The organism is Leptospira mtsangambouensis (assembly GCF_004770475.1).
Classification (GTDB): Bacteria; Spirochaetota; Leptospiria; order Leptospirales; family Leptospiraceae; genus Leptospira_A; species Leptospira_A mtsangambouensis.
The window spans coordinates 181,072-205,000 of record NZ_RQHK01000002.1; the positions used below are offsets into that span (position 1 = coordinate 181,072).

Consider the following 23,929-nt stretch of genomic DNA (forward strand, 5'->3'; position numbering starts at 1 on the left):
TCGTAGATTCCCCTATGCCTGATTGACAAATATCAACATGGTTTGTCTATAAAAAATGGACAACCGAGTTGATTCAAATTCCCATCCTTCTAGTTTACGATATGTTAGTTGAGAAAGATGGGAGAAAACAATTGAAAAATGCAAAAGTAAATTTAGTTGAAAATGTTCTTACCGAATCAGATGTCATCATCTCTCGCACCGATGCAAAAGGATTGATTACATATGTGTCACCTGACTTCGCAAGAATTTCCGAATATACTGTTGAAGAAATGATCGGGAAACCACATAACATAGTTCGGCATCCTGACATGCCAAAAATTGTGTTCCAAGAACTTTGGGACTATATTAAGGTAGGACTGCCTTGGACTGGAGCCGTTAAAAATAGAGCAAAATCAGGGAATTACTATTGGGTTGATGCCACAATCACGCCTATTTTAAACGAAGAAAGAAAGGTCATCGGTTATGTTTCGGTTCGGAAAAAATTGGCTGATGATAAAAAGAAGTATTTTGAAGAGTTATACAAAAAAATGGGGAAACAAAAATTTTCTTTTGGGAAAAAAGGAAAAGTTGCAAAAAACCTTAGAACCGTTAAATATTTAGACGTTTTTTTTGTAATTGCGGGTTGCCTTCCTTTTTTAGGTTTATTTTGTTTTTTATATTCAGATAAACCATTATTATGCGGTAGTTTGTTTATGATGCAAGCATTGATTGCCTCTAGTTTTATCTATTTATTGTCTCAAAAAAATAAAAAACTACAAAAAGCAACAGAATCGGTTATTTCCGTTTCATCTGGTAGGTTCCAATATCCTGACCATTTTCATAACGATAGTAGGGATGAAGTCAAAATTATGTTACTCTCAATGAAGAGTATGAGCATTAACCTTTGGGGTATTGTTTCGCAAATCCAAAGGGCAACCCATGTATCCATTCGAATTTCTGAGGAATTAACTGACCTTACCAATCACTTTTTTACTTCTACCCATTCCATGGCTTCTGGAAGTGAAGAAGCGGCTGCCTGTATGGAAGAGTTGACTTCTGCTCTCACCAATATCAAACAAATCACAGCAAGCCATTCGGTGATCATGTCTGACATGAGAGATTATATGAATGCTGTGAACCAAAATTTAAACGGAACACAGAATGCTTTAAGAGGATTGGATGAACTGTCAGTTCGCTCGACAGAAAAAGCCGATTTAGGAAAACAAAAAATATCAGATTCTTTGGAAGGTATTGATGCTATCAAAAAGGTTTCTAGTAAAATTTTAAATATTGTATCCATGATCACAGAAATTGCGGACAGAACCAACTTGCTTTCGTTAAATGCCTCTATTGAGGCAGCAAGGGCCGGCCATGTAGGTGCTGGATTTGCTATCGTTGCAAAAGAAATGATGAGTTTGAACGAACAAATTGCAGTGTCAGCTGAAGAAATCAAAACTTATGTAGATGAGACATTGTCTGTGATCCAAGAAACTTCGACAAAGGTGAAAGATGCTTCCTTGGAAATTTTTTCAGTTTCCGATTTGTTTTACGAAATGAAATCGATTTTAAATAAAGTGGCAGCATCCTTATACCATGACCTTCAAGAATCAAACCGAGTGAAGGTAAAATTAGAGTCTGTCGAGGACCAAGTCAATCAGATTGACCAATCTGTATTAGAGGCCAATTTGGCTTCCAAACAAATTTCAAGTATTCTTCTTGGGTTATCAGAGCAGGCTCAGGTCATAGCGTTTAAATCAGAAACTTTACATGAAAAGAGTTCTTTAGTAGTTTCGGAACCTAAAAAAATTATGGATTTAGTCGAACATTACCATACGGGTAGTACGGAAAGTATGGAAATAACATCCTGAAAGATTTTTGATCCGGATTCTATTTTTTTTAAATCCGAAAACCCTAAAGATGGAATGGGAAGATGTCACTTTTTGTTAAATACGATCGACTAACAAAACTGTGACATCATCAGCAAAATCATTTGTTCCAACATACTCTCTGGCGGCCCGAATGAGATCGTCAGCGGAGTTTTGTGAATCAAGAGTTTTGGAATTTAAAATTGCCTTTTGGAACAAATCTTCATCATAACGTTTGTTATGGTCTTTTGACATATGTTCGGTAATCCCGTCAGTATACATGACCAAACGATTTCCTGGTGCAAATGGAAACTTTTTTTCTTCGTAAAATAGATCGGGGATCAGCCCTAAAATTTTCCCTTTCACATCAAGTTGAATTAAAGGGGAGTCTTTTTTGTCCAATAAAAATGGGGCATGGTGGCCTGCGTTCGCACAAAGCAGAGTATTATTTTTGAGATCAATGATTCCATAGAATGCAGTGAGAAAATTTCCAGCTAACTTCCCATACAACATATGGTTCAAAGTTGTTAAAAATAATGAAGGACTATGTTTGATATCTGGTTCAAAATTTTTTAAAACCATATGGGCCATTGCAGCGAGAACAGCTGCGGAAAGTCCATGTCCAGAAATGTCTGCAATCAATATTGAAAACTTAGAATCTTCTAATTCAGTTACATCATAAAAGTCACCGCCAACTTGTTCCAGAGGAATGTGTGCCACACCGTAAGAAAGTCCGTTTGAATTTGGAAGAATCGATGGCATAATTTTTTTCATTATGTTCTTTGCTCGATTCAACTCTTTTCCTGTATCAACAATTTGATGGAATAGTTGTGCGTTTTTGATCGTGCTACTGAGTCTTGCCGCAATATTTGTTAATAAATCTAAATCAGAATGTTGAAATGCATACCCAGAAACTTTGTTGTTGATGCTGATGACTCCAAGTAACTCCTCTTGAAAGACGAGCGGTGCCGAGATAAGAGATTTGGATTCAAATTTATATGGAGCAAGTTTGTTGTATCTAGGATCTAAGTCCAAGTTGTGAATGAGAAGGCTTTCTCTTTTTTCAGCAACCCATCCGGAGACACCTGTCCCGTAAGGAACTTTGATTTGGTCATAAGCATCTTCTGGAATTCCTTTTGCAGAAAGAATACTTAATTCTTGTTTGTCGGCATTTGCTAAATAGATAGTTCCAGAAGAAGCTCCCAAATATTCTAAAACTCGATTTAGAATCCATTTGCCTAGTTCGTTTAGGCTTTTTTCGGAAACTGATAATTTTTCAAATTCATATAATAGAGACAATTCGAGAATTCGTTTGTCCAAACTGTCTTTGGTATTTGCATTTTGTATGGCAGTGGCAGCAACTTCGGAAAGAGAAATTAAATATTCCAAATCGGAAGCATCAAAGATTCTGTTATTTGTTTTGTTGATAACTTCTAAAGTTCCGATCAGCCTTTCTTCAACAAACAAAGGCACACAAATCAGTGACTTTGTTTTGAATCCAGTTCGTTTGTCCATACTTGCATTGAATCTTTGGTCTTGGTAAGCATCTTCTAGGGCGATTGGTTTTTTTTCTCTCGCTACCATACCCACAATCCCTTCACCTAACTCTAATCGAGCGTACTGTTGGATGATCTCTCCCTTTTCTCCTAAAGCCACTTCACAATACAAAAATTCTTCATCTTCTAGAAGAAAGAGCGAACTTGCTTCGGCTTCTAGTAGATCTTTAGAATATAACATAATGAGTGGCAAAAGTTGGTGTAAATCCAGGTTTGCATTCAGAATGGAAGAAATATGGAGTAGGCTACGAAACTTACTAAGGCTAGTTTGAGGGTCTAACGACATGGACACGGTACCCATTTTTCTCTCAGTTTCGAATTCGTCGATTTAGAAATGCAATTTAGTTTTTCCTTAAAATCAGAAAACAGAGGAAAAAATACTTCTCGATTCTCCATTTTTGTGCATTTTGTAACGTTTTCACTCAGATCCCTTGATTTGTATCAATGAGGTTTGGGTTGACATAATTTAGAATGAAACCAGAGGATACGGACATGCTGACGAAACTACCGAAACCCAAGAACTTCGAGATTTATCTTCTCCTTATGATCATAACAAGTTTATTCTCTGTTTGTTCAGGGCAGAAAACAGAAGAGGCAAAACTCACTTATGCGCCTGAAGTGCCACCTCATATTGATAGGACAAACGAAGCCAAAGTCATCGTTAATATGGAAACTGTGGAAGTTGTGGGTCGGCTTTCCGATGGAGTCGAATATACGTTTTGGACTTTTGGTGGATCTGTACCTGGGCCAATGATTCGTGTAAGGGAAGGAGACGAGGTAGAATTTCATTTAAAAAATCATCCTTCCAGTAAAATGCCACATAACATTGATTTGCATGCAGTTACTGGACAAGGTGGAGGAGCTGCAGCCTCTCTTACAATTCCAGGGCACGCGTCTAAATTTTCTTTTAAAGCTTTAAATCCAGGATTGTACATTTACCACTGTGCTACTTCTCCTGTGGGAATGCACATTGCGAACGGAATGTACGGTTTGATTTTTGTTCAACCCAAAGATGATCTCCCTAAAGTAGACAAAGAATACTATGTTGTACAAAGTGAGTTCTATACCAAAGGTAAAAATGGAGAACCTGGTCTTCAACCGTTTAGCATGGAAAAAGCGATAACCGAAATTCCTGATTACGTTGTTTTTAATGGTTCAGTAGGTTCTTTGGTCGAAGACCGAGCCATCACTGCGAAAGTGGGAGAAACTGTGCGATTGTTTGTTGGGAACGGTGGCCCTAATTTAGTGTCCTCCTTTCACGTGATTGGAGAAATTTTTGATAATGTTTATACAGAAGGTGGAATACTACCGAATCAAAAAAATGTTCAAACCACTCTCATTCCAGCCGGTGGTTCTGCCATTGTTGATTTTAAAGTTGAGGTCCCAGGTACTTTGATTCTTGTTGATCATTCTATTTTTAGAACATTTAACAAAGGTTCACTTGGAATGTTGAAAGTCGAAGGAGAACCCAATGCAACTGTATATTCTGGAAAACAGGATGATACAGTTTACCTTCCAGAAGGACCAGCCATCCAAAGGATGGTAACTGAAGTAAAACCAAAGGTTTCTGCAAAAACTCCAAAAGAAATTTTGGCAAATGGGGAAAGAGTTTATAAATCAGTTTGTGCTGCTTGTCATATGAAAGAAGGACAAGGAGTCGTTGGTGTCTTCCCACCCCTTGCGAAGTCTGATTATTTAAATGCTGACAAAGCTCGCGCGATCCAAATTTTGAAAAAAGGGCTTAGTGGTCCAATCACAGTGAATGGACAAAAATATAATAACGTTATGCCTCATTTGGAACTTTCGAATGAAGAGATTGCTAGTGTCCTAAGTTATGTATACAACCAATGGGGAAACAAAGGAATTATGGTTTCTGAAGCTGAGGTAAAATAAGTTCAATACTTATGTAATCAGGCAATGAATCGTTTTTTTGTTTTTTTAATCCTCATTTTAACCATTTCACTTTCTGCTGAAATGGTTAAAATACCTAGAGGAAGTTTGAAACCGTTTTTAAGGGGAAGCGAATTCAAGTTAGGTGGACAGATAATCGTAAAGGGTTTTTATTTGGATGAATATCCTGTTACCAAAAAAGAATATTTTGAATTTATCGAAGCCAATCCTGAATGGAAAAAGGGAAAAGTCTCCCATTTGTTTGCTGATGGTGGGTATTTGGGAGATTGGAAAGAAAAGGTTCCAATAAGCCGCGATTCCAATTCTCCCGTAACTTATGTTTCCTGGTTTAGCGCTAATGCATATTGCAGCTGGAAAGGGAAACGTTTGCCTACCGAATCAGAATGGGAGTATGTAGCCAGTATTCCTCCCACTGGGAAAAATAAAAAAGCTGTCGAATCGGTAATACTAGGTTGGTATGGGGAACAAAAACCAGAATATCTTCCATCTGTAGGTAAATATAAAAATGGTTTGGGAGTGTATGACCAACATGGAATGATTTGGGAATGGGTATTTGATTTTAATAATACTTCTGTGACTGGTGATTCAAGACAAGATACCGATTTAGAAAGTAATCTTTTTTGTGGCGGTGGTTCATTAAAGGCTAATGATTTTTCCAATTATGCATCTTACATGCGTTATGGGTATCGTGCTGGATTGAAAGGTTGGTATACAGCCAAATATTTAGGGTTTAGATGTGCATCAGATATTAAAATAAAGGACAATCCATTATGAAATTTCAATCTACTTTTCAATTCATCATCTTTTTTATTTGTTTGGTTTTTTGTTCCGGCTGTGACGAACAAAATTCAATCAACCATCACCACCATCATGGAGAAGAACATGTGTTGGCTGCAAATGATGCTGCACAAGGCAGTTTGTTTGATTTAGGTTCCAAGTGGACAACCGAATCAAACAAAACGATCGAATTGAACCAATACCGAGGTTCTCTTTTTATCATTAGTATGTTTTATGCAACTTGCCAGTCCATTTGCCCAAGACTTGTGGCTGATATGGAACAATTAGCCAAAAAAATAAAGGAATCAGCTGGCCATGAGCCTCGTATGGTTCTAGTTAGTTTTGATTCTGAAAAAGACAGTCCAGATGTCCTGAATGCTTATAAAAAGAAAATGAAACTGAACGACAATTGGACTCTTCTATCTGGAAAGGAAACAGACATTCGAATGTTATCCGTTGTTCTTGGTATCAATTATAAAAAGATTTCCAATGGAGAATTTAATCATTCGGCAGTTTATAGTTTAGTTTCCAAAGAAGGTTTTATTGTTTCACGAGTTGAAGGTATAGGATCAAATGCAGATGGTTTAATTTCCCAATACCAAAAATTAAAATAAACCTAAGGTATATATTTTGTTATCTCCAAACTTTATGCAGATTGTTGTTTCTTTAGGCAACTACTGCAAACTAATGAAAGGGTTTCAACTTTAGAATTGATTTGCTTTTCATTCGCTTGGTTTTATGAATACCTAAGATTCTAATTTAGTTTAAGGTAGTTGCTATTGTTTTCTATTGATTTGGTTCGTTTGGTTCGAAGTATTTTCGTTTTTGTGATTCTTTTTTCTTTTGTTTTTTCCTGCAAAAAAAAGGCAGATGATACTGAGGAAGATTTGGTCACAATCCTCGGGCTTGGATTATATGCTAGGTCTTGTGTGGGTCAAAATACATTTCCTACAAATGGTTCTGTCGGTGCTTTGACAAGATTACAGATCCAACCATCTTTAACTTCCTCTGCAATCACTTCTTATAACCAACCCCATCATGTTTACCATCCGCAATCGGGTGTTAGTCGAAAAAATATTCTTTCTGTTTTTTATCCTGGAACTGGTTCAACACCTTGTGAAATCGGAGCCATCCTACAACAAGGTGCTTCTCGCGGATACCATATCATTGGACTGAGTTACCCCAATGGAGAAGCTGTGAATAGTCTTTGTAACCTAGGTGCGGCAAGATCTGATGCTGGATGTTTTGAAAACTTAAGGAGAGAAGTGATTACAGGTGCCGATGTTTCTCCCTATGTCTCCGTAGATGTCGCCAATTCAATCGAAGGAAGGTTGCTTAGTCTCATCCAATATTTAGTCCAAACGAGACCGGGCGAAGGTTGGGACCAATTTCTTACAGGCAATGTTGTCAATTGGTCCTTAGTGTATGTCGGGGGGCATTCGCAAGGAAGTGGACATGCTGCCTTTCATGGAAAAATTCGAACTCTGGGGCGAGTCTCTATTTACAGTGGAGTTTCTGATTATAGTTTGCAATTTGCTACTTTGCCTAGTTGGATGGGAACCACCCAAAACACACCAGCGGCATCTTATTATGGACTCATTCATGAAAATGATACGGTCGCTAATTTTAGCGGGGATACAAACCAAGTAACAGATGCTTGGTCAAGTCAGTTTTCTATGACAGGAACTCTTACGAATACAAGTGTTGGTTCTCCATTTGGAAATAGCCATCGTTTGGTGACAAGTGCTTGTAACGGGATGGGGACAGCCGCTTTACACAGTTGCCCTATGGTCAATGGATTCCAATCCATTTGGAATTATATTAGTTACCCGTAGTGTTTTCTTTGGTTAAAAAGGTGGAAGGCGTTTGAAAATCCATTCGGGGATCATACGAATCACCATCATAATCCATTTCCATGGCCAACGAATGTATACTAAATTTTTTTTCTTTAATCCTGCACGAACGATGAGTTCTGCGGCAACTTTAGGTTGTAAGGTGAGCCAAGGGATTAAGTTATGGCCCTCCGACATTTTTGTATAAACTGGTCCTAATTGGATTGTTGTGATATGGACTCCCTTTGGAAACAAGAGAGTCCTAAGACCTGATAGATATGTGGTAAGTCCTGCCTTTGCGCTCCCGTATATATAGTTCATTTGCCTACCTCGGTCTCCAGCTACAGAACTTATAGCAACAATGGTTCCTTCTTCTCTTTTCTCCATATCCAAAGAAATGATGTTTATAAGAGAAACAACCGCAGAGTAGTTTGTCTGAATGGTTCGAAGAAGTTCATTTTGATCTTCTCTTGCTTTGGTTTGATCTTCATAGTATCCGACTACGAAAAAAACAATATTTGGTTTTTGGGAAAGTCCATCATAATACTGTTGATGAGAATGAAAATTGGTAACATCCCATTCAAAAATTTCCACAGGAACCAAAAATTGAGACTTAATTTTAAATTGTGTATCAGATAACTTTTGTTTATTTCTTCCCGTTAAAGAAAGTGAATATCCTCTTTTTGCGAGAGATTCTGCTATATAAATTCCAATGTCGGATGTGGCTCCAACGACAAGTGCATTTTTCATTTTTTAACCGAATCCAAATTGATCTGACTATATTTGGTGGCTAGATTTTTTTTCATTGAAAATTCCACCAACCATCCACACTGCCAGATCCTGTGAATTCAAAACTTTCTCCAATTTTTGGCACTTGTAAATTTAGTTTTATATTTTGGGAAGCAGCAAGCACTCGTTTGATAGGATCATTCCAAGGATGCAGAGACAAAATAAATTTTCCCCAATGCACTGGAACAAAGGATTTTGCACCAATATTAGCTGCAGCCATAGCTGTTTCTTCTGGGCGCATATGAATGGAAGGCCAGTCGTCACCATATTGCCCGCATTCTAAAAAAGCCAAATCAAATGGTCCGTATTTTTTGCCAATGGATTCAAACACCGATCCGTATCCTGAATCTCCACCAATAAAAACTTTATACTCTCCAAGTTTCAAAACATAAGAACACCAAAGGCTTTTGTTTCTTAGTACACTTCGTCCAGAAAAATGTCGTGTTGGAGTGGCTGTGATTGTAATAATGGGATCAATTTCTTTTGTTTCAAACCAATCCAATTCAATGATTTTTGAGAGAGGTACTCCCCAAGACAATAAATGTGCAGAGACACCTAATGGAACGATGATTTTTTTTGTCCTCGGATGTATTTTTAGCATTGTTTCATAATCAAGATGGTCGTAATGATCATGAGTAATGATCAGAATGTCTAAATCTGGCATATCTTCAGGAAGGTAAATATCAGTTCCTTCAAACGATTGAACTGCAAAAGGCACAGGAGATGCATAACCGGAAAAAACAGGATCCACTAATATTTTTTTTCCTTCTGCCAGAAGAAGATAAGAAGAATGCCCGAACCAAATGTATTGTGCTTTGTTTGCATCTAATTCTTTTAAATTGATTTTAGTAGAGGGAATGGGGGAAGAAGGCCGAATGGAATTTGGTTTTTGCCAATATTTGATAGCCATTTTCCAGTAAGAACTGTTAGGTGCTAACATTTCTGTATGTTCAATGTTTTGAAAACTTCCAGATTGGAAATGTTCAGACTGAGAAATCCGTTTGAGAATATCACCGTGAGGGAGTTTGCCGAGAGTTGTTGCCAAAATATCGTCCTTAATGATTGGACGGTGCTAAATCCTTTTTTGCCCATTTTCGTATCATAAAATCGAGATCGTGTAAAAGAAGCGGTTTTGTCATAAAATCATCCATACCAGCCGAAAGGCATCGTTGTTTTTCTTCTTCTAACACATTGGCTGTGAGGGCGATGATCACAGGTTGTTTGGATATGGTTTTGGATTGGCGAATGCACTTGGTGACAGTGATTCCATCCATATCGGGCATTTGGACATCCATAAATACTAGATCTGGTTGTTCAGAACGTATCATATCCAAGGTTTTTTCTCCGTTATCTGCTTGTAAGGCGGTAAATCCAAGTTTTTTCAAAAACAGATCCGAAACTTTTTGATTGATAGGGTCATCATCTGCGATCAAAATTTTTATGGGATATTTTTCAGCGAGTTTGGAATCCCATTCGGTTTTTGTCAGTATCTCCCCTTGGTTTATGGATGATTCGGTTCGAAAGGAGTCGGAGGGAATTTGTGAATCAAATTGGAAAAAAAAGTTGGAACCCCGTCCGTATACACTTTGTACGGAAATAGAGCCACCCAACTCTTCTATTAATTTTTTTGTGATGGCAAGTCCAAGCCCAGTGCCGACTGTTTTTTCTGTCAGATGGGAATGGATTTGGGAAAACGGTTGGAATAAAATTCCCATTCGATCTTCCGGAATTCCAATTCCCGTATCTTTTACCGAGATTGCCAATCGAACTTTTCCATCTAACAAAGGTATAAATTCTACAGTAACTGTGATGGTTCCTTTCTCTGTAAACTTAACTGCATTGCTTAGAAGATTGGTTAGAATTTGTGCAAATCGTCTTTGATCAGTCATTAGGAAATTTGGCGGAGTGTTCAAAAGTTCTAATGAGATGAGGAGGCGATTTGGATCTGATTGGGATTTAAAAAGATTGATACAATCGTTTAGAAATTTTGGTAAAGGAACAGGTTCAAGGTGTAACTCAAATTGCCCCGATTCTAATTTTGTTAAATCTAAAATATCGTTCACAAGTAATAATAGATTGTCTCCGCTGAACTGAATTAGATTTAAATATTCTTTTTGTTCTTCGGTTAGGTCCGTTTGTTGCAGAATTTGAGTCATACCCAAAATCCCGTTCATGGGAGTTCTGATTTCGTGACTCATAGTAGATAAAAATGATGTTTTGAAATTTACTTTTGCTTCGGCATTTTCTTTTTCTTGTTTTAGCCTTTCTTTGTTTTTGAAATTTTCAATCATCCGATCAGCAATAAATAGGGCTTGGGATAAACCAAATACTAAAAATCCGTATTGCGCGAGATAGGCGGTCCCTTTTTTGGCAAATTCCGTAAGTATATCGAGAGAGAATAGTGCCATTGTTGCAATGACAGAAAAAAGAAAAAATTTACTTCCCGGTTTTTTTAAAATCACACCATCGACGATAGGATATAGTATTCCAAATAAAGTGAATAAGGAAAGAATGAGATGAATGCCGAGAAATTTTGAAAATGTTAATATATCAAGTGGCAACGCAAAAAATAACAAAGAAGCAATGATGAAGTTTGCCCGATACACAAAACGATATTCTTTTGCGTTATAAATTTCCTTTACATACAAAACAAATGAAATATAGAGCAAAACAAAACTAATCCCATTGAATTTTACAATCGTTTCATAAAAACCAATAGGAAGATAGTTATAGATGAAACGAGTTTCACCAGTGGTAAACAATCGTATCGCAGCAATAAAACAGACAGCGGCGAAAAAAACATGGGTTTTTTCATCTCTCCAAAATAGATACAAAATCAAATGGAAAAATGCTAACGTAAATAGTGATGCTAATACAAAGACATCACGTGTAATCGCTTCTAAAAAGGATCGATTGATTCCAGAATGTGAACCTAGGTGATAAGGTGTTGCAATACCGCAGATATGATAATGAAAACAGGAAATTCTAACGACTAAATTGATTTGGTTGTTTAATGAATTGGGCAGAGCAACTGTTTGAATGTTTAAGTGAGGAACTTCATTGGCATAGTTTTCTCCAATGATTCCTGATTGGTAAATGGTTTCCCCATCCACTGCTATTTCAAAGGCATTGCGAGTAACTCCATTTTGAAGATAAAGATTTTTTGTGTTTTCTGCAACCAGGATCTTTAAACTGAGGGTCGCAAATCCGGCTGGGTATTTTTCCCCATTGTGATTGGTCCAGTGACCTGGTACATTTGTAAACTCGTTTGAAGATAGGTCTTCGTTTGGGTTCCAGTTTTGCCAATGAATTTTCCACTCACCATTGAGGGGCACATTTCCCATGGTTTCAAAGTTCCATTGTCTTAAATCTAAAACGGCATTTTGGGCAACTGGTACACTAACATCCTGACCTACGCCACAGTGGCTAAACGATGTGGTCAAAAATATCAACAGGAAGATTGGTTTTGTGATCTTCATTGCCTTCAACTGATTGGACGAAAGAAAACACAAAAAACTGCATCAATTACGGATGAGGTACCACCGCCTTACGTTGAAAAGAACCCAGGTTATCCAGCTTGGTTTCCGTAGATATCCCAGTTTAATTAGATTTTCTTTGTTTTGAAAGCCCTTTAGTTTATCAGGATTTACTAAATTGAAGATGGTGTCGATTTGGTTGTTTTGGATTGTAAAAATTTGAACAAAACTTGGAACTTCGTTCGAATATCCCACAAGTGCTGGTGAACCGTTGGCATAACCAAAATAGATTTCTGTTGATTTTGCTTTTTTCTCTGTCGTTTTTTTTAATAATGTAACAACTCTTTGGATTCCTGGAATTGGAATTCTTGCAGCATGAACTTTGCCACCTCCATCCGCATAGGCAATGACATCTTCAGATAAAAGTTTGGTGAGCGATTGAGTGTCCTGATGATAACATGCAAAACTAAATTCGATTAAAAGTTTAGAATGAAGATTTGGGTCAGGTTCAAATTTCTTTTTTCTGGATTGAATTGCCACACGGGCTCGGCTAAAGATTTGCCTACAATTATCAGGAGATTTTCCGATTATTTCTGCGATTTCTTCATAAGAAAAATCGAATAACTCTCGTAATATGAATACTGCTCTTTCTTTTGGATTGAGTGTTTCGAGAATCACGAGAAATGCAAAGTTGATTCTTTCATCATCCATTGATTCAGCAGTTTCTGGAATTGGTTCTGGCAAAAAAGGTCCAATGTAGGTTTCTTTTTTTCTAGAAGCCTTTTTCAAAAGATCAAATGCAAGTCTTGCAGTTATACTTCCCAAATAGGATTTTTCATTTTGAATATCTTCTTTTTTTGCGGAGAGCCATCTAAGATAACTCTCCTGTACAATGTCTTCTGCATCCGCATAACTTCCTGTAATCCGATATGCAATGGAAAAAAGATAGTGTTTCCATTTTAAAAATATTTGAATTTCATTCATGGAATTAAACTCCGATTGGGACTGGGTTCTTCTGTAATTTATTTTCCATCTGGATCGGATTTCCTTTCGGCCAAAAATAGAATCGAAACGGAAGGAGTTTTTCCATCTTCAAAGAAAAGATTGTAAAACGGTTTACCATTTCTTTGATACGAGCTCCCCATTTTCCTTTAATGATTTTCTCTTTCGGTTTATCATCTTTGTCTGTAAATTGAATGAGCCCTTCATTTCTACCCAAAGATATACACCTTCCAAAAAACTGAAATAAAAAAGGAGAAATGTTTTTTCCTTGTATGAGATCTGCGAGGTGATCTGCAATATAAGCTCCCATCGGTAAAGCTGTCACACAACCCATTCTTAAATAAGAGTTTTCTAAATAAGCTAAATCACCTGCAACAAAAACTTCTGGATGTCCAACAGTCCTTAGGAATGGATCCACATACACTTGGTTTCTCTCATTCGTTGAGAAACCTGCTTGTTTGGGAAGGGGAGAACAATGAAACCCGCAACAATTAAAAAGAACGTCAAACGAAAGTTTGGTTTGGTTTTGAAAGATGATTTCTTTTTCCGAGATTGTTTCGATCTTTATGTTATCTAAAATTTGGATTTGGTTCTGGAACATATAGGATTGTAAATAATCTTTTGCTTTTTTGGAAAAGGAAGTTCCCCATTCATTTCGATCAACAATTGTTACAGAAGAATGCGGGTGGTAGTGTTTCCATTCTGTGGCCATTTCAATTCCGGTCAGTCCCCCTCCAATGATACAAAGATTTTGAATTTCTTTTTGTTTTGAATCTTTCAAAAACTTGGAAACGGCTTCTTGGGATTGAATGGAATTTTCAAAGTTGGATTTTTTTTGGATTCCAGTGCTACCGAGACAAAGAATCAGATAATCATAGAAGAGTGGTTCAGATCTTCCTTCAAGTGAAACCGATTTTTCATTTGGTAAAATATTGGTAATTTTTGCCTGTAAAAATTTAACTCGTGTTCGGAGTAGATCTTTGATTTGGTAGTTTTTTCTTTTTTCCTGAACAGTGGTTTCATGGTTTCGAATTCTTTCTTGGAAGAAATTAGATTCGGAAATTAAAATAATTTCCACCTCGTCCAATTGTTTTTCTAAGCGATTTGCAGCCATAATTCCTGCATAACCAGCTCCTAATATGATAATTTTTGGTTTCATCTTTATACCTCATTACCAAGACGAAAACCCCCTCAGGTTTTGTGACAGAGTTTGCAAAAAATTTCGGCTTGATTTAACACTTGATAAAATGAAAGATCACAAATGCAGAAAATGAATTGGAAATCTTATCTTGCCTACTGTGGAATGGTTTTCCTTTTCCCAATTTTACCGGTTCATGCAGAAGGGTTTGAGCGTGGAAAATTAATTTTCTATGGGAATGGCGCTTTTGGGATCGGCGAAAATTCGGGGACTTTGGAAAAAAATGTAGAAAAGACAAATTTTCCGAATTTTCTTGCACTAAACTCTCCTTATGCGGACAATCTCTCCGCTTATATGAATTATTATACCATCAATATGGTGAACCAACAGAGAACTGAACTTTCTAGCCATTTCGGTGAATTGGGATTCGAATATGGATTGTTTCGTTATTTTGGAATTGGTTTATCCGTTTCTGACCAAGTGATCCGGGCTTCTAACTTTCGGTCCGTAGACGAAAGACAGATTATTCTATATGCGTTAACTGCTACAAACTATTCTACTCTCCTCAGTCGACTAAACCAAGGAGATACTTATGACTTAGCTGTTCAAAAAAAAAGAGACGTCTTCCATTCGACTTCAGGTGATTTGAATCTTTTTTTTCACTTACAACCAAATGATCAGATGGATCCATATATTCGAGTTGGAGGTGGTGCGGGATACGAACGATTGTTCGGTGGCGGTACGAATCGTGTATTCGGAGCTGTCGGTTTTAGGTATCATTTCGACAGTCATTTTTTTGTGAATGCTGAATTAGAACATTCCAATGTTTATATAGTGAATTATAGTGCACCCAGTTCTGGTCATAGGAACAAGGGAAATTTTGAAGAAACATATTACAAAATAGGATTGGGTGTCAGTTTTCCCGCGTTAGGTGATGATAAACCGGAGATAGAAACCAAACCTAACTCAGTCATAGATACCGCAGGTTCGGAAATTCCAACCCAATCCAAAGAACCGGTTTTAGAAAATAAACTGGAGAGATTTGTATTTCTTGCAAGTGAGATATTTGATCTACCCACAAGCCGTATTCACTTAGAGGGGAGAGCTCGTTTAGATGCCATTGCTCGCAGTTTAGTAAATGAGTATAAGGATTATGATGTTCTCGTGATTACGTATACTAGCCCCTTTCGGGATGATTTACCAGGAAATTATGAAAATTACGACCTTGGTTTTGAACGTTCCCAAGCAATCTCTAGGATTTTAAGAGATAAGGGAGTAAGTCCACAGCGGATCATCAATTCCACTCAGGGTTCCTCTCTTTATACAGTAGAATCAAAAGAAAAGGTAGTGATTGAGCTTCGAAAAAAAGTAAAATAATACCTTCGAAACCCAATCGTATTTTTGATTGATTACCTTTTGGAACCAACGTTTGTTTTTTCTGTTTGGTTGAGTTCCAAAAGTTCGGCAGTATTTCTTCGGCTCACCAAACAAACTTCCGGGTTATCTTTCATGGATTCACCAAAACTTGGAATCATCATTTTGAGTTTGGATTTCCATTCATTTGATGACATTTCTTTTGGAAAACAATCTGCTAAAACTTCTAACATAATCGAAACGGAAGTGGAGGCACCGGGACTTGCCCCAAGTAATGCTGCAAGCGATCCGTCTTTTGCAGAAACCACCTCTGTTCCAAACTCTAAAACGCCACCTTCTTCTTCATCTTTTTTGATGACCTGTACCCTTTGTCCTGCGATCACTAATTCCCAGTCTTCTGACTTTACTTCAGGAAAGTATTCTCTTAATGCATCGATCCTATCTTCATGTGATTGTATGGCCTGGCCAATGAGATACTTTGTTAATGGAAGGTTGTGCATCCCAGCAGATAACATTGGAAAGATATTGTCAAATTCCAACGATTTCACTAAGTCTAAATAAGATCCTCGTTTTAGAAACTTTGTCGTAAAACCTGCAAATGGTCCAAATAATAGTTCTTTTTTTCCTTCTATGATTCTTGTGTCTAAATGGGGAACGGACATTGGTGGAGAACCTACATTCGCTTTTCCATATACTTTTGCAAAATGTTGTTTGATGACATCGCGGTTGCGGCAACGCAACCATTGCCCACTGACTGGAAATCCACCAAAGCCAGAAGCCTCAGGAATATCTGATTTTTCTAAAAGAGGAAGACTACCACCACCGGCTCCAATAAATACAAATTTGGCTTCATGGTGTTCCTTTTCATGGGTTTGAATATTATTTGATGTTAGGTGCCATAATCCATTTTCACTTCGTTCCAAATCTTTTACATCTTCAAAATAATGAACATGAACATCTGGAAAACTTTCTAAATAACGAAACATGGCTCTAGTTAAAGTTCCAAAGTTGACATCAGTGCCTAATTCCATTTTGGTAGCAGCAACAGGTTCTGAAGAATCACGACCAGACATAACCAGTGGAAGCCATTCTGTTAAAGTTTTGGTATCATCTGAATAAATGAGATCCTTAAAGAGTTGATATTTTTTTAAAGCTTCGTATCGCTTTTTAAGAAAGGAGACATTTTCTTCCCCCCAAACAAAACTATAATGAGGAATAGAGTGAATGAATTCATCTGCATCTAAAATTCGTTTGGTGCCAGATAAATAACCCCAGAATTCTTTCGAAATTTCAAACCATTCAGCAATTTGAAGGGCTTTTTTCGTTTGGATCGAACCATCTTCATTTTCGATCGTATAATTCAATTCACAAAAGGCAGAGTGTCCAGTTCCGGCATTATTCCAAGCATTGGAACTTTCCCTTGCCGCTGCATCCAGACGTTCCAAAACTGTGATTGTTAGGTGAGGTGCAAGTTCTTTCAAAAGAACTCCGAGGGTGGCACTCATGATTCCTGCGCCAATCAAAATTACATCCGACTTCGTTCTAACTGTATCTTTTTCTTTCATCCTCAACCTTCTGTCTCATTATCGACAACTTTTGTGATTTAATCTATGTCCAAAGAATAGGGTCACTCAATTGAAAGCATTCTTCCTATTTTTGTCCGTTCTCACATCGTTACTCGGATTTATCTATTACTATTCTACCTTCCGGTTGATCTCAGGACTTTCACTGAATGGACCGGTAGTTTCTGTGATTTTATTGGGAATTGGAGCTTTGGTTTTACTTGTTCCCTTGACTTATACCTTTAGTCGGATTTCCAAACGGGAAAAAACGCAAACAATCTTTGCTTATATCACCTTTACCAATTTTGGTTTTTTTTCCATCCTATTCACATTGGTTCTTTTTATGGATTTTTTACGTTGGGTGGATTTGGGAATTATCACTCAATATTCACAAGTTTTGTTTTCAAGTTTGGTACATTTTGGATTTCCATTAGATGGAATCACCGAAGTCAAAAACTTTAGTTTGGCATTTTCAACTATTGTTGCCGCTACTGCTCTCAGTTCTCTTGGATTTTTTAATGCACACGTTCGATTGTTATACAAACGAGTGTCAGTTCCTATTAAAAATTTACATCCTGACTTGGATGGTTTTAAGATTGTTCAAATTTCGGATGTTCATATCGGACCTACGATCAAAGAAAAATTTTTGCAAAAAGTTGTGAAAAGGATTAACCAAGAATCACCTGATGCCGTTGTGATTACCGGAGATTTGGTGGATGGACCAGCTTCTACATTAAAACAACATTTAAAACCACTCGCCGGCATTCAGTCTCAATATGGCACCTTTTATGTTACGGGAAATCATGAATACTATTCTGGCGTTCTTTCCTGGTTGCCTGAGATTCAAAACTTAGGCGTAAAAATCCTACTCAACCAAAATCAAATTTTAACAGTTGGCAAAGCAAAATTATTAATGGCTGGGGTTACGGACCTAACCGCCGGTCGAATGATCAAATCTCACCAAACAGATCCTAAACGAGCAATGCTTGGTGGTGAAAATTGTGATTTTAAAATACTATTGGCCCACCAACCCAATAGTATTTATGAAGCAAGTGAAGCTGGCTTTCAGTTGCAGATTTCTGGGCACACTCATGGCGGACAATTTTTTCCCGGAAATATTTTGATTTATTTTGCCCAAAAGTTTGTTTCCGGTTTGCATCAGTATAAAAATTCTTTAATTTATGTTAGTCGTGGAACCGGATATTGGGGTCCTCCATTTCGATTAGGGGCTCCTTCTGAAATTTCCATTTTAAAACTAGAATCCGCATAATTTCGGAGTTTCGAGCCTATTAAATTGAATCCTGAACCTAGAACTCGGGTTGTTCCTAGTTGAAAAAAAATACGAAAGTAGGTGAAGTCCTTTGGGATTTCTGAAATGATTGTCAAACGAAATGGCGGACCAAAGAGCATGAATCAGAATCTACTCATCAGAAAATTGACTATTGCAATAGAAGCTCCTCTTTACTTACTGATTTTTCCTTATTTTATAAACTTTTGTTTATTTGCCTCACGTTTTGATGTTACAACTCTCATCCAACTTGCCATCCTTGGTTCTCTACTTTCCCTTCTCCCATTGGTGATTGGAATTTCCTTACGGTATCGTAGATTAAAACGCCTGTTAGCTTATTCTAGTCAGACGGATGGAAAAACCTTAGAAGTTTTGAAAAAAGGTCTTTTGGAACATCCGCATTGGGAAGGAAAGGTTATCCTCATCCGCTGGATCGTTTCTATTTTTGGATTTTCCTTTATGGCAACGACCGTTTTGGAACTTCCGTGGAAAGAAATATTAGCATTGCCTTATGCTTGTGTGATGTTATCTCCCATTATCTATTTGGCATTTTATTTTCAAACGGAAGTAAACTTGAGTCCCGTATTAAAAGCCAATGAATTGTCTTCTGTTCTTTTGGATGAAACGAAAATTAGGGTTTTTGGTGTGTTCCAAAGAAATCTTTTTACGATGATTGCGGTTGCTTTGTTACCAATGTTAACGTTTGGATATTATTTGTTTTTAATTTTATTAACGGAGTTTCGTTCTCCTTATTGGTTTTACCAAATGCCAATTGTTTTTATCATGATGGTAGTCATTATCATCTATGCAGCATATGTTGGTAGTAAATCTCTTAAAGAAGACATTGGTAACTTAAACCACTCGATAGAAAAACTATCTAAAGGGGAACTATCGGAAACCATCCCACAGCTTTCTGCCACAAACTTGAGTCATACGATCACTAAATTAAACTTATTTATGGAATCGTTACGCCAGTATTTCCAAACCGCAAAAGTTGAAGCTATCTCTCTCCTTTCTACTTCTAGATTAATTTTAGATAAAGGAAGTGTCATCGATTCTCAGGTAAGTGCAGAAAAAAACAAACTAGACTCCACTTTTGAATCGGTAAACCAAATTCAAAATTTATCCCGAGCGACTTATGATCGTGTTCTTTCCCAGAAAGATAAAACTAATTTTTTAGTGACAGAACTCACTCGAGTCACTGAAGAAATGACTGACCTTTCAGTAAAAGCGGATGGTTTGGCACAAAATACAGTCCATTCTATTGGAACCATTCAAGTTGCAAAGGATGCTATCCAATCTGCCTACGAAAAGGTAGAAGTGATGAATCAAATGAGTGAAAATATCAAAGAAACCATTTCTATTGTAGAAGGTATTTCTGACAGAGTGAATTTACTTTCCTTAAATGCCTCCATTGAAGCGGCACGTGCCGGATCAATGGGAAGGGGATTTGCTGTTGTCGCTGGTGAAGTATCACGTCTTGCGGATGAAACAGCCAAGAATATTGAAGAAATCAAACGAGTTGTAAAGTTATCTCAAGTTGCTTCCAAAGAAAGTTTGGAATCCATGAAAGAAATTATCTCCACCAATGAAGATGTAAAATTAAAATTTGAAGAAATTTCGAAAGTAGTGCAGATGTTCGGTCGGACGAGTGAAACAAGTTCCGAGAATGTAAAGTCATTAAAAGACCTTGTTGCTCAATTCCAGCGGGATGCAGAACAAATTACCGAAGAAATGAAATTACAAACAGGATATACAGAAGAGTCGAATACCAATTTACAAGAGTTGTGGGAGAACCATTCAAAAATTTCTACAACCTTTGGTGAAATTTCCGAAGAAGCAAATCGTCTGCAAACTGTATCAGATTCAATGGAAAAGATTGTTTCTCGGTTTCGATTTTAGTTTAAAAGCAAATGAAAAACAATCACCCAATTGAAACTTGGGACAGCTATACAATGACTGAAATGGAAATTTAGGTTTTGTATGGAAGAGTTGATTCTCATCCTGCAAACAGAACAGAATGAGAATCTTTCGAAAGTTATTTTTTTAAATAACCTTTTTCTTTGATTTCAGCAAAGACTGAACTCAGTAAATCTCTTCTTTGTGCATCTACTTTTGCCACTGGATCAGCAAAAGGCATTACAAATAAAAGTAAGATTTGGCCGACTTCAGTTCTTTTTTCTTCACGTTTCATTTCGGCAATAACTTTCCCTTTTTTATCTTTCACAACTACATTCATAGTAATATGGGATCCTGCGTAATAAGGTAAAATCCCAAGAGTTGGCAAAGAAAGCCAAAGAGATACTTTGGCAGAAAAATAACCACGATCTTCTGTCGCTTTGATATCAAATGTATAGTCTGCTTCTGTTTGACTTCTGGTAGAATAAACATCCTCGCTTTCATTCAAAAGTTTAGCAGATTCATTTTGCCATTTTTGCTTCAAAAATTCATGTGGATCGTCAGGTTCTCCATTCACTGTCCCCTGGTAAGTGGCATTCACTTTCACTGCTAACTTTTTTGAAGTACCAAAGTTTTTGACAATAGGAGTTCCTTCATATTCACCACTTCGAAAATTCAAACAGTTGATTGTTAGAATTCCCAGAATCATTAATGTTAGGTTTTTATAAAAAGGTTTAATCATTAGTTTTCCTGATTGAAGGTATAAAGTTTATTTTTTAAATTTACTAAGTTTTTTATCTGCAACTTCTTTCCAGTAGGAGTTCGGATTCGCTTTGCTCACACCTTCTAAAAAAACAAACTCGTCAAAACCTGCTCTACGTAAATCTGGGTAGTAGTATTTGTCTTTGAGTAATTCTGAATTTGATTTTAGGATGAAACCATTGTCTTTTTCTAAAACAAATTTCTTTTTATTGGAAAGACCGATTAACTCATCTAAGGTTGCTGAAAGCGCAAATTGGTCATCAGAAGTTGTTTCCTTTAATACCCCTTTAAACAATCCTAAATATTGAATTTCACCTGGTTTTGCTTTGAATTTCATTACTTTAGAACTGTCTTCTGGATCAAAGTCTATATACACATTATTACATTGTTGTTGTGTTGTAGGAACTCCGTTAACAAATACAATTTTGGTTTGGCAATAAACATAACCTGTAGTTGAAACAGTATATGATTTTCCATCAACAGGAACAATCCGTGAAACGAAGGAAATGATTGGTAATTTTTTACCGTTATAAATTTTTTCCTTATCCGTTTCTTCTACTAAGACATCTGCTGGATCTGGAGTTCTTTTTTTGGCATTCACTTTGCTATCTGCATCCAATTTAACGATTAGGTCTCCAAATGCCTGACCAAATTGGTATTGGTTTTCACTTCCAAAAAGACCAGGTGGATATTCTAAATAGATTCCATATCCGACCAAACCTACTGATTTGATTTCTTCTTTGGACTTGGGAGACTCTAACCTGTAGACAGAGGACTTACAGGCGGTTACAAACAAGAATAGGGGGAGTAATATAATTCCCGTGATGCGAAATTTGTTCATTTTGACTTCCTTAATTTTTGCAAAATCTGTAAGGATTTGAGAATTTGGCAAGTAAAACGGTTTGGTTCATTTGAAAAATCGTAAAAACAGAAATTTAATTTATTCTTAAAATATACACCAGTGGTTCCTGCTTGATGTGTTAGATTCTCTGGTTCAGAGAACTGAACGTCTCTAAGTTTCGCACAGATGATTGGGTGATAAATCCTGAAGATAGTGGGTATGTTTGGTGGTTCTAAAGGATTCAGTTTAACATTTGCAAGTTTTTCTTTGGTTCGTAGTTCTACTTTATAAAATCAGTTTAAGAATATTGAGGTATGAGTTAATTCTTATCAAAAGGATGTTGAATGCTTCTTGGATTATTTGCATCAGTTGAGTTTTTATCATTCATAGATATATGATCATCCTATTTATTTTCGAAGTCTTGACCTATCAGTATATGATACGTTTACAAAAACATATGCTAAAAAAATAATCTGCCTTCACTATCGTTATCTTCTTGTTCAATCTGAGTTTTGATTTTTGTAATGAGGGTGACCAATGCCCAAATCTATGTCTCTTCATCTTGGTCAGTTGGGGACTTGGTTAATTTTTTATTTACAATTGGTGCTGAAAAGTACATTGTTCTTATTGGTGAATTGCCACTAGATGATTTGTAGTGGATTAATAAATATAGAGATATTAAAAAAATACTTTCATTTCATCGGAAGTTTTTGTTTCCTCATAATTCAATCGATAACTTACAAAGTATGTTAAAACAAATTCTTCATAAACTATATTCTCTTAGTATCCGTACTCAGCTGATGATCTTCATTTTTTTTGTGCTCAACTTAGTACTTGGCCCAATTTTTTATCTCGTATATCATTCTGCAAAAAACCAAATTGTAAATCTCGGTGGAGAATTGTTTAAAACCTTGGCAACTGATTCAGTCGCTGTGATCGATTTGTTAAATGAAGATGTAAAGGCCGGAAAAATAAGTTTAGCGGACGCCCAAGAAATGGCTAGGATCTATATTTTGGGACCTAAAGGATCCGATGGAGTTCGCGACTTGTCCAAAGGCAAAATGTCTGCCAAATTGGACATGAGAGTTTGGGCCTCTCGTCCGAATGGTGTTTTTACAATGAACCCCTTTAACATTGAAGGAGTCAATCTTTGGGATTACCAGGTTGATGGAAAATTTACGGTTCGAGACACTTGGTCGAATAAAGAAAGAACCGGAAAAATAGTTTATGAGTTGTGGCAAGAGGGAGAGGAGCCAACTCATTCTTGGATAGCCTATCAGATTTATTATGAACCTTGGGATTGGATTGTTGGTTCTGGTGGGAGAGAGGCTATTTTTTATGAAGAGCGCCTTAAGTCCCTTTCCTACTTATTCTTTTTCGGTGCTATCTTTGCTTCTGTCATTTCCTTAGTGTTTTCCTATTTTTTTGCAGCAATCTTTGCAAAGAAGATCAATCACGTGAAGTCACTCATCGGAAAAGCAAGAGAAGGAGATTTGACTTCAAAATCTAACCATCTATATAAAGATGAAATTGGATCACTTCTTACTGATTTTGATCAAATGACGAATAGTTTGCGAACGATGATTCAGGTTGTTTCGCAATCTTCAAATGAAGTATTGAAATCGGCAGATCAGTTGATTGAAAGTGCAAAAGGATCTGCAAGCGTTGCTGCGACAATTTCAGAATCAATGACAACAGTGCGAAGTAATTCAAATACCCAATTGGAAGCATTTTCAGAAAACAAATCGGCAGTAGAAGAAAATACACTTGCGATCGCAAAAATTGCTGAGGCAACTTATGTGGTTTCAGAATTGTCAAATGGTGTTTTGGAAAAAGTAGAAGAAGGCCAAGGCATTGTGAAACAAACAATTTATCAGA

Annotated in this window: 18 protein-coding genes (1 of these 18 cut by a window edge); 9 read left to right on the forward strand and 9 right to left on the reverse strand. The window is 36.9% G+C overall.

The genetic code is table 11. The features are described from left to right. Window positions 1–68 precede the first annotated feature (68 nt). Window positions 69–1,847 (forward strand): methyl-accepting chemotaxis protein, encoded by a 1,779-nt coding sequence (locus EHR01_RS00795; protein ID WP_135692641.1) that lies wholly within the window; start codon window positions 69–71, stop codon window positions 1,845–1,847. 75 nt (window positions 1,848–1,922) lie between these two features. Here EHR01_RS00795 and EHR01_RS00800 read toward each other — a convergent pair whose 3' ends face one another. After that, window positions 1,923–3,686 (reverse strand): GAF domain-containing SpoIIE family protein phosphatase, encoded by a 1,764-nt coding sequence (locus tag EHR01_RS00800; RefSeq protein ID WP_135692643.1) that lies wholly within the window; start codon window positions 3,684–3,686, stop codon window positions 1,923–1,925. 206 nt (window positions 3,687–3,892) lie between these two features. Between EHR01_RS00800 and nirK the strand changes: the two genes are divergently transcribed. From nirK to EHR01_RS00820, 4 genes are all read left to right on the forward strand, one after another. Next, window positions 3,893–5,293, forward strand: coding sequence for a copper-containing nitrite reductase (gene nirK, locus EHR01_RS00805; RefSeq protein ID WP_135692645.1), 1,401 nt, complete (start codon window positions 3,893–3,895; stop codon window positions 5,291–5,293). 24 nt (window positions 5,294–5,317) lie between these two features. After that, on the forward strand, window positions 5,318–6,085 hold the full coding sequence (locus tag EHR01_RS00810) for a formylglycine-generating enzyme family protein (protein WP_135692647.1): 768 nt from the start codon (window positions 5,318–5,320) through the stop codon (window positions 6,083–6,085). Further along, complete coding sequence (locus tag EHR01_RS00815; protein WP_135692649.1) at window positions 6,082–6,702, forward strand: SCO family protein; 621 nt, start codon at window positions 6,082–6,084, stop codon at window positions 6,700–6,702. The genes EHR01_RS00810 and EHR01_RS00815 overlap by 4 nt, the downstream gene beginning before the upstream one ends. A gap of 165 nt (window positions 6,703–6,867) precedes the next feature. Continuing rightward, window positions 6,868–7,923 carry a BPSS1187 family protein gene (locus EHR01_RS00820; RefSeq protein WP_135692651.1) on the forward strand — a complete coding sequence of 352 codons (1,056 nt, stop codon included), beginning with the start codon at window positions 6,868–6,870 and terminating at the stop codon, window positions 7,921–7,923. 12 nt (window positions 7,924–7,935) lie between these two features. Here the strand turns inward: EHR01_RS00820 and EHR01_RS00825 are convergent, their stop codons facing one another. The 5 genes from EHR01_RS00825 to EHR01_RS00845 form a co-directional block, all read right to left on the reverse strand. Continuing rightward, window positions 7,936–8,670 carry an SDR family NAD(P)-dependent oxidoreductase gene (locus tag EHR01_RS00825; RefSeq protein ID WP_135692653.1) on the reverse strand — a complete coding sequence of 245 codons (735 nt, stop codon included), beginning with the start codon at window positions 8,668–8,670 and terminating at the stop codon, window positions 7,936–7,938. Window positions 8,671–8,722: 52 nt separating this feature from the next. Further along, window positions 8,723–9,754 (reverse strand): MBL fold metallo-hydrolase, encoded by a 1,032-nt coding sequence (locus EHR01_RS00830; protein WP_135692654.1) that lies wholly within the window; start codon window positions 9,752–9,754, stop codon window positions 8,723–8,725. Between the two features lie 10 nt (window positions 9,755–9,764). After that, window positions 9,765–12,053, reverse strand: a complete 2,289-nt coding sequence (locus EHR01_RS00835; RefSeq protein ID WP_135692656.1) for an ATP-binding protein — start codon at window positions 12,051–12,053, stop codon at window positions 9,765–9,767. A gap of 177 nt (window positions 12,054–12,230) precedes the next feature. Continuing rightward, window positions 12,231–13,169: a sigma-70 family RNA polymerase sigma factor gene (locus EHR01_RS00840; RefSeq protein WP_135692658.1), complete on the reverse strand. Its 939-nt coding sequence runs from the start codon at window positions 13,167–13,169 to the stop codon at window positions 12,231–12,233. A gap of 4 nt (window positions 13,170–13,173) precedes the next feature. After that, window positions 13,174–14,346 (reverse strand): NAD(P)/FAD-dependent oxidoreductase, encoded by a 1,173-nt coding sequence (locus EHR01_RS00845; protein ID WP_135692660.1) that lies wholly within the window; start codon window positions 14,344–14,346, stop codon window positions 13,174–13,176. Window positions 14,347–14,448: 102 nt separating this feature from the next. On the opposite strand from EHR01_RS00845, the gene EHR01_RS00850 reads away from it, so the two are divergent. Next, the gene (locus EHR01_RS00850; protein WP_135692662.1) at window positions 14,449–15,702 is read left to right on the forward strand and encodes an OmpA family protein; all 1,254 of its coding nucleotides are present in this window, start codon (window positions 14,449–14,451) and stop codon (window positions 15,700–15,702) included. Window positions 15,703–15,734: 32 nt separating this feature from the next. On the opposite strand, the gene EHR01_RS00855 is transcribed toward EHR01_RS00850, so the two are convergent. Then, a complete protein-coding gene (locus EHR01_RS00855) occupies window positions 15,735–17,264 on the reverse strand; it encodes a malate:quinone oxidoreductase (RefSeq protein ID WP_135692664.1) in 1,530 nt (509 codons plus the stop codon). 70 nt (window positions 17,265–17,334) lie between these two features. Between EHR01_RS00855 and EHR01_RS00860 the strand changes: the two genes are divergently transcribed. Both EHR01_RS00860 and EHR01_RS00865 read left to right on the forward strand, forming a co-directional pair. Further along, the gene (locus tag EHR01_RS00860) at window positions 17,335–18,531 is read left to right on the forward strand and encodes a metallophosphoesterase (protein WP_135692666.1); all 1,197 of its coding nucleotides are present in this window, start codon (window positions 17,335–17,337) and stop codon (window positions 18,529–18,531) included. 138 nt (window positions 18,532–18,669) lie between these two features. Then, window positions 18,670–20,451: a methyl-accepting chemotaxis protein gene (locus tag EHR01_RS00865; protein WP_135692667.1), complete on the forward strand. Its 1,782-nt coding sequence runs from the start codon at window positions 18,670–18,672 to the stop codon at window positions 20,449–20,451. Window positions 20,452–20,587: 136 nt separating this feature from the next. On the opposite strand, the gene EHR01_RS00870 is transcribed toward EHR01_RS00865, so the two are convergent. Together EHR01_RS00870 and EHR01_RS00875 are read right to left on the reverse strand one after the other, a co-directional pair. Continuing rightward, the gene (locus tag EHR01_RS00870; RefSeq protein WP_135692669.1) at window positions 20,588–21,190 is read right to left on the reverse strand and encodes a hypothetical protein; all 603 of its coding nucleotides are present in this window, start codon (window positions 21,188–21,190) and stop codon (window positions 20,588–20,590) included. A 27-nt stretch (window positions 21,191–21,217) separates the two neighbouring features. Continuing rightward, window positions 21,218–22,051: a hypothetical protein gene (locus EHR01_RS00875; RefSeq protein ID WP_135692671.1), complete on the reverse strand. Its 834-nt coding sequence runs from the start codon at window positions 22,049–22,051 to the stop codon at window positions 21,218–21,220. Window positions 22,052–22,851: 800 nt separating this feature from the next. On the opposite strand from EHR01_RS00875, the gene EHR01_RS00880 reads away from it, so the two are divergent. After that, window positions 22,852–23,929 carry the 5' portion of a methyl-accepting chemotaxis protein gene (locus EHR01_RS00880; RefSeq protein ID WP_135693864.1) on the forward strand. It continues 629 nt past the right edge of the window, so only the first 1,078 of its 1,707 coding nucleotides appear in the window; it begins with the start codon at window positions 22,852–22,854; its stop codon lies beyond the right edge, outside the window.

Coding starts and splice junctions, on each gene's coding strand:
- EHR01_RS00810 (WP_135692647.1), top strand. CDS start 5,318: ATGAATCGTTTTTTTGTTTTTTTAATCCTCATTTTAACCATTTCACTT.
- EHR01_RS00875 (WP_135692671.1), bottom strand. CDS start 22,051: ATGAACAAATTTCGCATCACGGGAATTATATTACTCCCCCTATTCTTG.
- EHR01_RS00800 (WP_135692643.1), bottom strand. CDS start 3,686: ATGTCGTTAGACCCTCAAACTAGCCTTAGTAAGTTTCGTAGCCTACTC.
- EHR01_RS00865 (WP_135692667.1), top strand. CDS start 18,670: ATGAATCAGAATCTACTCATCAGAAAATTGACTATTGCAATAGAAGCT.
- EHR01_RS00845 (WP_135692660.1), bottom strand. CDS start 14,346: ATGAAACCAAAAATTATCATATTAGGAGCTGGTTATGCAGGAATTATG.
- EHR01_RS00835 (WP_135692656.1), bottom strand. CDS start 12,053: ATGGGAAATGTGCCCCTCAATGGTGAGTGGAAAATTCATTGGCAAAAC.
- EHR01_RS00815 (WP_135692649.1), top strand. CDS start 6,082: ATGAAATTTCAATCTACTTTTCAATTCATCATCTTTTTTATTTGTTTG.
- EHR01_RS00855 (WP_135692664.1), bottom strand. CDS start 17,264: ATGAAAGAAAAAGATACAGTTAGAACGAAGTCGGATGTAATTTTGATT.
- EHR01_RS00840 (WP_135692658.1), bottom strand. CDS start 13,169: ATGAATGAAATTCAAATATTTTTAAAATGGAAACACTATCTTTTTTCC.
- EHR01_RS00825 (WP_135692653.1), bottom strand. CDS start 8,670: ATGAAAAATGCACTTGTCGTTGGAGCCACATCCGACATTGGAATTTAT.
- EHR01_RS00850 (WP_135692662.1), top strand. CDS start 14,449: ATGCAGAAAATGAATTGGAAATCTTATCTTGCCTACTGTGGAATGGTT.
- EHR01_RS00870 (WP_135692669.1), bottom strand. CDS start 21,190: ATGATTAAACCTTTTTATAAAAACCTAACATTAATGATTCTGGGAATT.
- nirK (WP_135692645.1), top strand. CDS start 3,893: ATGCTGACGAAACTACCGAAACCCAAGAACTTCGAGATTTATCTTCTC.